We start from the raw sequence: 8462 nt of genomic DNA, 5'->3' as shown, positions 1-8462 counted from the left end.
CCGCCGGTTTAGTCACATTTCAGTGAAAAGGAGCGTCCAGGATTCAGGGGTGTAGCCGCTTGGTGCGGATCCACCCCACCTCACTTACAGCCATGAACTTCTTGCACACCTTGTTGCCTAGAGCCCGACAGCGCCCTGCCTCCCTGCTTCTGGCAGGCGCCTTGTTAACCATGGGGGTGAGTGGGGCCGGTGCTGCGGCCTTCGCCGAAGGCACCGGTTACGGAAGGCGCCCCAGCCCTGAGCGCCGCGAAGCGATGCAACTGCAGCAGGCCGAGGCGATGGCCAAATTGAGCAGCCAGGAGCGCCAGGCCTATTTCGCCGCCCGCCGACAGCTGGAGCAGCGGGTTTCCGTCGAACGCCTGGACCAACTGAGCCAGGCTGAGCGCTGCATGGTGCCGGCCCGTGGCGTCGATGCCTTGCAGACCTGCCAGCGCAACCTGAAGGACCAGGCGATGGAGCAGCGTCGCCGCTGGATGAGCGAACGGGCCGAGCTTCAGCGCCGCTTTGGCTTGCCGGGCTGGGAAAATGACCAGCGCCAACAAAAAAAGGGGGCCTGAGCCCCCCTGTCGCGGTCATCCTGGATCAGGCCACATCCAGATCAGGCTTCATCTAGTGCTGCCACGCCGGGAAGAACCTTGCCTTCCAGCAGCTCCAGGCTGGCGCCACCGCCGGTGGAGATGTGGGACATCTTCTCGGCTACGCCCACCTTCTCTACGGCTGCCACGGAGTCGCCACCGCCGATGATCGTGCAGCAGCCCTTGCCGCTCAGGTCGGCCAGGGTGTGGGCGATGCCGTTGGTGCCGGCGGCAAACTTGTCGAACTCGAACACGCCCATGGGGCCGTTCCAGATCACGGTTTTGCAGTCGGCCAGGGCTTCCTGGAAGGCTTTGAGCGAGTCGGGGCCGATGTCAAGGCCCATCCAGCCATCGGGGATGGCGTCGATCGACACGGTCTGGCTGTTGGCGTCGGGGGCGAAGTTGTCGGCCAGCACCACATCGGTGGGCAGCAGTAGCTGCACGCCCTTGGCGGCCGCTTTGGCCTCGAGCTCCTTGGCCAGCTCAAGCTTGTCCTCTTCCACCAGGCTCTTGCCCACCGCTAGGCCACGGGCTTTGTAGAAGGTGAAAATCATGCCGCCGCCGATCAGCACCTTGTCGCACTTGTCGATCAGGGCCTCAAGCACGCCGATTTTGGAGCTCACCTTGGAGCCGCCCACGATCGCCGCCAGGGGGCGCTTCGGCTCGTCGATGGCGCCCTGCAGGTACTGCAGCTCCTTCTCCATCAGGTAGCCGGCCACGCTGGGGCTGAGCGCCTTGGTGACGCCCTCGGTGGAGGCGTGGGCCCGGTGGGCGGCGCCGAAGGCGTCGTTCACGTAAACATCAGCAAGGGCGGCCAGCTGGGCAGCGAAACCGGCGTCGTTCTTCTCTTCTTCGGCGAAGAAGCGCACGTTTTCGAGCAGCACCACATCGCCTTCGGCCATGGCTGCCACCTTGGCTTCGGCATCGGGGCCGATGCAGCTGTCGGTTTTCACTACGGGCTTGCCGAGCAGCTCGCTGAGGCGGGCAGCAACGGGGGTGAGGCGCATGGCTTCGTTCACCTGGCCCTTGGGACGGCCGAAGTGGGCCGCCAGGATCACCTTGGCGCCCTTGCTGCTCAGGTCATTGATCGTGGGCAGGGCGGCCCGGATGCGGGTGTCGTCGGTGATGGCACCGGCGTCATCTAGCGGTACGTTGAAGTCAACCCGCACCAGCACGCGCTTGCCGCGGAGCTCATCGGCCGAAAGGCTGGCCAGGGATCGCTTCGCCATGGGTTATGGAATAACTGAATTGCCGGGGGACATTAGCCCCCGCGGGCCCCAGCCAGCCCAGGCTTCGGATTCCCCCCTGCCATCCGCCCTGGCCGGGCGACGAATCGACCCCCAGACTGAAGCCAAGGGCTTGCATCTGCCCAGCCGCATTACGCCCCATGTTTGACACCGTTCTCTTTCCCATCGACCAGAGCCGCCAGGCGATGGAAACGGCTGCGGTGGCCTTGAAACTGGCCCAGCAGCACGACAGCAAGCTGGTGTTGCTGTCGGTAGTGGAGCCCGAGCAGGACGACCCAGCGGCGGTCGCTGCCCTGCTGCAGCAAGCCCGCGCTCGCTTTGAAGAGGCCGGCGTGAGCTGCCAGGTGATCGAGCGGGAGGGCAAGCCCGCTTTCGTGATTGGCGATGTGGCAGATGAGATCAACGCCGACGTGATCGTGATGGGCACCCGCGGCATTGCGATCGAGAGCGATCAGCAGAGCACCGCCGCCCGGGTGATCCAGCTGGCTCCCTGTCCGGTGCTGGTGGTGCCCTGATGCCCCAGACGCTTCCGCTCAGCGTCAACGCTCCAGCGATTCAGTGGTACCCAGGCCACATCGCTAAGGCGGAGAAAGCTCTCAGCGCCAATCTGGCCAAGGTGGACCTGGTGATCGAGGTGCGCGATGCCCGCATACCGATGGCCACCTCCCACCCGCGGCTGCAGCGCTGGATCGGCAATAAGCAACACCTGCTGGTGCTCAATCGGGTCGACATGATCCCGCCGCCGGTGCGCCAGGCCTGGACCGCCTGGTTTCGAGCCCAGGAGCAGACCTGCTGGTGGTGTGACGCCAAGGCCGGCACCGGCGTTAAGCAGCTGCAGCAGGCGGCTATCCGAGCCGGCATAGCCCTCAATGTTCGCCGGGCGGGGCGGGGCATGAAGCCACGGCCGGTGCGGGCGCTGATGCTGGGCTTCCCCAATGTGGGTAAATCGGCCCTGATCAATCGGCTGGTGCGTCAGAAAGTCGTAGACAGCGCCCGCCGTGCTGGTGTGACTCGCAGCTTGCGCTGGGTGCGGCTGGGCCAGGACCTCGACCTGCTCGACGCCCCCGGCGTGCTGCCGCCCCGCCTCGACGACCAGCAGGCAGCCCTTCGCCTGGCTCTGTGCGACGACATCGGTCAGGCGGCCTACGACAACGAGGCCGCAGCCCGGGCCTTCCTGCAGCTACTCACCCTGCTTGAAGCCGAGCCAGCTGCTGGCGTTCCGGCTGGGCTGGTGGGCAAGCGCTATGGCATCCCCCTGGGTGTGCTGCCCGGTGGCGGCCCGGATGTGGAGGGCTGGCTGGTGACCGCTGCGGAGCGCCACACCAGTGGCGACAGCCTGCGCATGGCCACCAAAGTCCTCGATGATTTTCGCTGTGCTCGCTTGGGTGCCATTGCGCTTGAGCTGCCGGTTTTGACTCCTCCATGAGCGAATTTGGCGAGGGCGAAGGTGAGCTGCTGACGCTCACCTATCCCAAGCCGCTGCCGATGCGGCTGGATCGCTGGCTGGTGGCCCAGCGGCCGGAGCAGAGCCGCGCCCGGATCCAGAAGTTTATCGAGGCGGGCTACGTGCGGGTGAACGGCGTCACGGGGCGGGCCAAGACGCCGCTGCGCCAAGGCGACAGCGTGGCGCTGTGGATGCCGCCGCCCGAGCCCCTTCCCTACCTGCTGCCCCAGGCGATGCCGCTTGATGTGCTGTTTGAAGACGCCCACCTGATCGTGCTCAACAAGCCCGCCGGGCTCACGGTGCACCCGGCCCCTGGCAACAAGGACGGCACCCTGGTGAATGGCCTGTTGCACCACTGCCCAGACCTGCCCGGCATCGGCGGCGAACTGCGGCCCGGCATCGTGCATCGGCTCGATAAGGACACCACGGGCTGCATCGTCGTGGCCAAGAGCCAGGAGGCCCTGGTGAAGCTGCAGGTGCAGATCCAGAAGCGCATCGCTTCTCGCCAGTACCTGGCGGTGGTGCACGGCCAACCGGCTGGCGACTCCGGCACGATCGTCGGGGCGATCGGCCGCCATCCCGTCGACCGCAAAAAATACGCCGTGGTTCACGACGACTCGGGGCGTCATGCCTGCACCCACTGGCGCCTGGTAGAGCGCCTGGGGGATTACAGCCTGCTGCGTTTCAAGCTCGACACCGGTCGCACCCACCAGATCCGGGTGCACTGCGCCCACGTCGGTCACCCGATCGTGGGCGACCCCACCTACTCCCGCTGCCGCAAGCTGCCGCTCGAGCTGCCAGGCCAGGCTTTGCACGCCGTGCAGCTGGGACTTGATCACCCGATCACCAAGCAGCGGCTGGTGTGCGAAGCGCCGCTGCCGGAGGCGTTCGAGCGTTTGCTGGCGGTGCTCAGGCGGCGCTAGGCAGGGTCACGCAGCTATGGGCAGTCGCGGGCAGGCTTCCACCAGGATTCGGGTGATGGCGGTCTGGGGATCGCTCAGCAGCCGGGAGCCGGGGCCCTCCTCCACGATCTTCCCCCCCTCCAGCACCAGCACCCGGTGGCAGAAGCCACTGGCCACCGACAGGTCGTGGGTGACAAACAGCATCCCCAACCCCAGGCGCTCCTGCAGCTCCCGCAGCAGGGCCAGCACATCTGCCTGCACCTCGGCATCCAGCATGCTGACGCTCTCATCGCAGAGCAGCACCTGGGGCTCCAGGATCAGGGCACGGGCAATCGCTACCCGTTGCTGCTGACCACCAGAGAGTGTGCGGGGCAGGCGGTTTTCAAAGCTTTCCGGGGGGGTGAGCCCCACCGCTGTCAGCAGTTCGCGGGAGCGTTGACGGGCCTGGGAGCGGTTGGCCAGGCCGTGGATCAGCAGGGGATCGGCAATCGCCTCACCCACCACCATCTGGGGGTTGAGGCAGGCCAGCGGGTCCTGAAACACCATCTGAATGCCGCGCCTGGCCTGGCGCAGGGCTCGGCCCCGCAGGCTGAGCAGGTTTGTGCCCTGCAGCCGCACCGTGCCACCCCGCACCGGCGCCAGCCCCATCAGGGCGCGGCAGAGGGTGCTTTTGCCGCAGCCGGAGGCTCCCACCAAGCCGATGGTTTCGCCCTGCTGCAGGCGCAGGCTGACGCCATCCACCGCCTTAAGCCAGCGGGCTTGCCAGGGCAGGGATGGCAGTGGATGCCAGCTGCGCAGCTGCTCGATTTCCAGCAGTAGCGGTGCTGGCGGTGGCGGCAAACTTTCGGCGCCCTCCCGCTCCCGTGCCTTGGCCACCAGCCGTTGGGCCAGGGCGGAGGCGGGGGCCATCAGCAACTGCCGGGCTGGCGCCTGTTCCACCAGGCGTCCCTGATCAAGTACGGCGATCTGGTCGCACCAGCGGCCCGCCATGGCCAGGTCGTGGCTGATCAGCAGCAGGGCGCTGCCCGCTTCGCGGCAGAGGTTGCTGAGCTCCGCCATCACCTGGCCGGCTACGGCCACATCCAGGCTGGTGGTGGGTTCATCGGCGATTACCAGCGGCGGCTCCAGGGCCATCGCCAGGGCGATCGCTAAGCGCTGGCGCATGCCGCCACTGAATTCATGGGGATAGCTGCCGTAGCGCTCCGGGCCGATGCCCACCCGGATCAGAAGGGTTTCCACCCGTTGCCGCACCTGGCGCCTCTGCCAGCGGGGCCGGTGGGCCGCCAGGGTGTCGGCCAGGTGATCGCCGATGGTCAGCAGTGGGTTAAGGCGGGTCATCGGGTCCTGGAACACCAGCCCCACCGCTTCACCGCGCAGTTGGCGCAGGGCCGGACGGGCCATTTGGCTGGGGTTCTGACCCGCTAGCAGGAGGGAGCCGCTGCACTGGCTGCCCGGGGGCAGTAGTTGCAGTACTGCTCGGGCCACGGTGCTTTTGCCGCAGCCGGAAGGACCCACCAGGGCCAGCCGATCGCCGGCCGCCAGGGTCAGGTTTAGGCCGTCGAGGGTGGGGCGCTCCGCTGCGGGGTAGCGCACCACCAGGTTCTCAATTGCGAGCACGGGGCTGGTCATGGCCACCAGCTTGGCCCCACTTGCCTACGATGGGGGGAACCCGCAGGCTGAAATGCTCAGGGCGGCCCCGAATCTGGATGCAACAGCCGTAGCTACTCGAGTGGCGGCAGCTCCAGCTCTGGTGCGCAAGCCCATTCGCACTCCTGCCGACTACGGCGTGCCCCTGCCGGACTGGTTGCAGCGCTGCATCGAGCATGTGCCGCCGGGACAGGGGGTGAGCTGCCCAACCGATGCCGAGGCCCTGCTGGCCTCTGCTTTTGACTTCGCCTATCAGCTGCACGAGGGCCAGTTTCGGGCCAGTGGCGAGCCCTACATCATTCATCCGGTCGCCGTTGCCGACCTACTGCGCGATATCGGTGCCAGCGCCGGCGTGATCGCTGCGGGCTTCCTGCACGACGTGGTGGAGGACACCGAGGTCACCGCTGAGGAGATCGAACAGCACTTCGGCGCCGAGGTGCGGGCGCTGGTGGAGGGGGTTACCAAGCTCGGCGGCATTCACTTCACCAACCACACCGAAGCCCAGGCTGAAAACCTGCGCCGGATGTTTCTGGCCATGGCCAGCGACATCCGGGTGGTACTGGTGAAGCTGGCCGATCGGTTGCACAACATGCGCACCATCGCGGCGCTCAAGCCCGAAAAGCAGTTGCGCATCGCCCGGGAAACCCGGGAGATCTATGCCCCCCTGGCCAATCGCCTCGGCATTGGCCGGCTGAAGTGGGAGCTGGAAGATCTGGCTTTCAAGATCCTCGAGCCCGAGGCCTACCGGGACGTCCAGCAGCAGGTGGCCACCAAGCGCAGCGAGCGCGAGGAGCGCCTGGCGGTCACGGTGCAATTGCTGCGCGACCGGCTTGCTGCCGTTGGTTTGGCCAATTACGAAGTGAGCGGCCGGCCCAAGCACCTCTATGGCATCTGGAGCAAGATGCAGCGCCAGCAGAAGGCGTTCCACGAGATCTACGACGTGGCGGCTCTGCGGATTCTTTGCCCCAACTTCGAGAGTTGTTATCGGGCTCTGGCGGTGGTGCACGACACCTTCCGGCCGATCCCGGGGCGCTTCAAGGATTACATCGGCTTGCCTAAGCCCAATGGCTACCAATCTCTGCATACGGCGGTGATCGGCCGGCATCGGCCGATTGAAGTGCAGATCCGCACCACCGACATGCATCAGGTGGCCGAATACGGCATTGCTGCCCATTGGAAATACAAGGAGGGCGGTTCACCTGCCGCATCTGGAGCCGATGCCGAGCGGTTCAACTGGCTGCGGCAGCTGGTTGATTGGCAGAAGGATGACGGCGGCACCGACAGCAACGACTTCCTGCGCTCGATCAAAGAAGATCTGTTTGACGAGGAGGTCTTTGTATTTACTCCCAATGGCGATGTGGTGGGTTTGCGTAAGGGTTCTACGGCCGTAGATTTCGCCTACCGAATCCACTCGGAAATCGGCAATCATTGCCAGGGCGTGCGTATTAATGATCGGCTATGCCCGCTCGCCACGCCTCTGCGGAATGGTGACTTCGTGCAGGTACTTACAGCCAAAACGGCACACCCAAGCCTCGACTGGCTCAATTTCGTGGCTACCCCCACGGCGCGCAATCGCATTCGCCACTGGTACAAAACCAGCCATCGCGAAGACAACCTCCAGCGCGGCACCGAGATGCTCGAGCGCGAGCTTGGCCGCGATGGCTTTGATGCCCTGCTCAATGGTGAGGCGATGGCCAAGGTGGCCCGCCGCTGCAATCTCACCGGCACCGAAGACCTGCTGGCCTCCCTCGGCTTTGGTGGGGTCACCCTGCATCAGGTGCTCAACAGGCTGCGGGAGGAAATGCGCCTGGCCAGCGAAGCCTCCGCTCCCGTGCTCAGCAATGAGCAAGTGGCGGCCAAGGTGGCGGCCCACGCCCAGGTGGAGCCCCAGGCTCCGGTGGGTGGTGCTGGCACCAGCTCAATCCTCGGCCTTGAAGGCCTCGATTACAGGCTCGGGGGCTGCTGCAGTCCCCTGCCCGGCGAGCAGATTCTTGGGGCGGTTGCTCTCGGCAACCACGGCATCACCATCCACCGCCAGGACTGCTCCAACGTGGCCCAGGTGCCGGCCGAACGGCGGCTGCCAGTGCGCTGGAATTCCGCCTCCGAGTCGCGGCCGCGTCGCTACCCGGTGCAACTGCGCATTGAGGTGCTCGATCGCGTTGGGGTTCTTAAAGACATCCTCACTCGCCTTTCGGATCACCGCATCAACGTCAGCGATGCCCGGGTGCGCACCAATCCCGGCAAGCCGGCCCGCATCGATCTGCGGGTGGAGCTCGACAGCGCCAGCCAGCTAGCCAGCACCATCAATCAGATCCGCTCCATGGCCGATGTGCTCGACATCGCCCGCACGGGGATTGGCTAGGGCAGGGTGAACCCCGAGGTGTTGAGGTGCTTGAGGTCGAGCATCACCAGCGTCAGCCACACCAGCAGGGCCAAGCCGCCGACGGCGCCGAAGCCAAGCAGCAGGGTCGACAGTGCTGAGCGCGCAGATCCCTTGCCGTTCGTCACGAGTGCCCCTGAATAGAAGTTGATTCTCTCACTGCTGGGGCGTTTGCCTGCATAGGCGCGGCTGGCGCGGTCGTGATGTCCGCTACAGCGTGCCTTTGAAAGCCCAGTTACAACCTGCCCATTCCCCGGATTCCCCACC

General features: G+C 65.9%; 8 protein-coding genes. 5 read left to right on the top strand and 3 right to left on the bottom strand.

Translation table 11 applies throughout. The features are described 5' to 3' along the window. Positions 1–92: 92 nt before the first annotated feature. Complete coding sequence (locus KBY99_RS11260; RefSeq protein WP_254999109.1) at positions 93–557, top strand: hypothetical protein; 465 nt, start codon at positions 93–95, stop codon at positions 555–557. 41 nt (positions 558–598) lie between these two features. On the opposite strand, the gene KBY99_RS11255 is transcribed toward KBY99_RS11260, so the two are convergent. Further along, positions 599–1804, bottom strand: a complete 1206-nt coding sequence (locus KBY99_RS11255; RefSeq protein WP_254999107.1) for a phosphoglycerate kinase — start codon at positions 1802–1804, stop codon at positions 599–601. A gap of 158 nt (positions 1805–1962) precedes the next feature. On the opposite strand from KBY99_RS11255, the gene KBY99_RS11250 reads away from it, so the two are divergent. The 3 genes from KBY99_RS11250 to KBY99_RS11240 are packed head-to-tail and all read left to right on the top strand — an operon-like array spanning position 1963 to position 4189. After that, the gene (locus KBY99_RS11250; RefSeq protein ID WP_254999105.1) at positions 1963–2337 is read left to right on the top strand and encodes a universal stress protein; all 375 of its coding nucleotides are present in this window, start codon (positions 1963–1965) and stop codon (positions 2335–2337) included. Next, positions 2337–3248, top strand: coding sequence for a ribosome biogenesis GTPase YlqF (gene ylqF / locus KBY99_RS11245; protein ID WP_254999104.1), 912 nt, complete (start codon positions 2337–2339; stop codon positions 3246–3248). Before KBY99_RS11250 ends, ylqF begins: the two co-directional genes overlap by 1 nt. Next, positions 3245–4189, top strand: coding sequence for an RluA family pseudouridine synthase (locus KBY99_RS11240; protein ID WP_254999102.1), 945 nt, complete (start codon positions 3245–3247; stop codon positions 4187–4189). Before ylqF ends, KBY99_RS11240 begins: the two co-directional genes overlap by 4 nt. 6 nt (positions 4190–4195) lie before the next feature. On the opposite strand, the gene KBY99_RS11235 is transcribed toward KBY99_RS11240, so the two are convergent. Further along, positions 4196–5797 carry an ABC transporter ATP-binding protein gene (locus KBY99_RS11235; RefSeq protein WP_254999101.1) on the bottom strand — a complete coding sequence of 534 codons (1602 nt, stop codon included), beginning with the start codon at positions 5795–5797 and terminating at the stop codon, positions 4196–4198. Between the two features lie 52 nt (positions 5798–5849). Here KBY99_RS11235 and KBY99_RS11230 point away from each other — a divergent pair, with 52 nt between their 5' ends. Continuing rightward, positions 5850–8177 (top strand): RelA/SpoT family protein, encoded by a 2328-nt coding sequence (locus tag KBY99_RS11230; protein WP_254999123.1) that lies wholly within the window; start codon positions 5850–5852, stop codon positions 8175–8177. Here KBY99_RS11230 and KBY99_RS11225 read toward each other — a convergent pair. Then, positions 8174–8323: a hypothetical protein gene (locus KBY99_RS11225; protein ID WP_193486314.1), complete on the bottom strand. Its 150-nt coding sequence runs from the start codon at positions 8321–8323 to the stop codon at positions 8174–8176. The two genes, KBY99_RS11230 and KBY99_RS11225, sit on opposite strands and share 4 nt — an antisense overlap. Between the last annotated feature and the right edge of the window lie 139 nt (positions 8324–8462).

Origin of the sequence: Cyanobium sp. Maggiore-St4-Cus, from assembly GCF_024345615.1 — a bacterium.
GTDB classification, from domain to species: domain Bacteria; phylum Cyanobacteriota; class Cyanobacteriia; order PCC-6307; family Cyanobiaceae; genus Cyanobium_A; species Cyanobium_A usitatum.
This window is presented reverse-complemented; position numbering and strand designations above follow the sequence as displayed.

Excerpts from the sequence above, each read along its gene's own strand:
- KBY99_RS11260 (WP_254999109.1), top strand. The coding sequence starts at position 93 with ATGAACTTCTTGCACACCTTGTTGCCTAGAGCCCGACAGCGCCCTGCC.
- KBY99_RS11255 (WP_254999107.1), bottom strand. The coding sequence starts at position 1,804 with ATGGCGAAGCGATCCCTGGCCAGCCTTTCGGCCGATGAGCTCCGCGGC.
- KBY99_RS11250 (WP_254999105.1), top strand. The coding sequence starts at position 1,963 with ATGTTTGACACCGTTCTCTTTCCCATCGACCAGAGCCGCCAGGCGATG.
- ylqF (WP_254999104.1), top strand. The coding sequence starts at position 2,337 with ATGCCCCAGACGCTTCCGCTCAGCGTCAACGCTCCAGCGATTCAGTGG.
- KBY99_RS11240 (WP_254999102.1), top strand. The coding sequence starts at position 3,245 with ATGAGCGAATTTGGCGAGGGCGAAGGTGAGCTGCTGACGCTCACCTAT.
- KBY99_RS11235 (WP_254999101.1), bottom strand. The coding sequence starts at position 5,797 with ATGACCAGCCCCGTGCTCGCAATTGAGAACCTGGTGGTGCGCTACCCC.
- KBY99_RS11230 (WP_254999123.1), top strand. The coding sequence starts at position 5,850 with ATGCTCAGGGCGGCCCCGAATCTGGATGCAACAGCCGTAGCTACTCGA.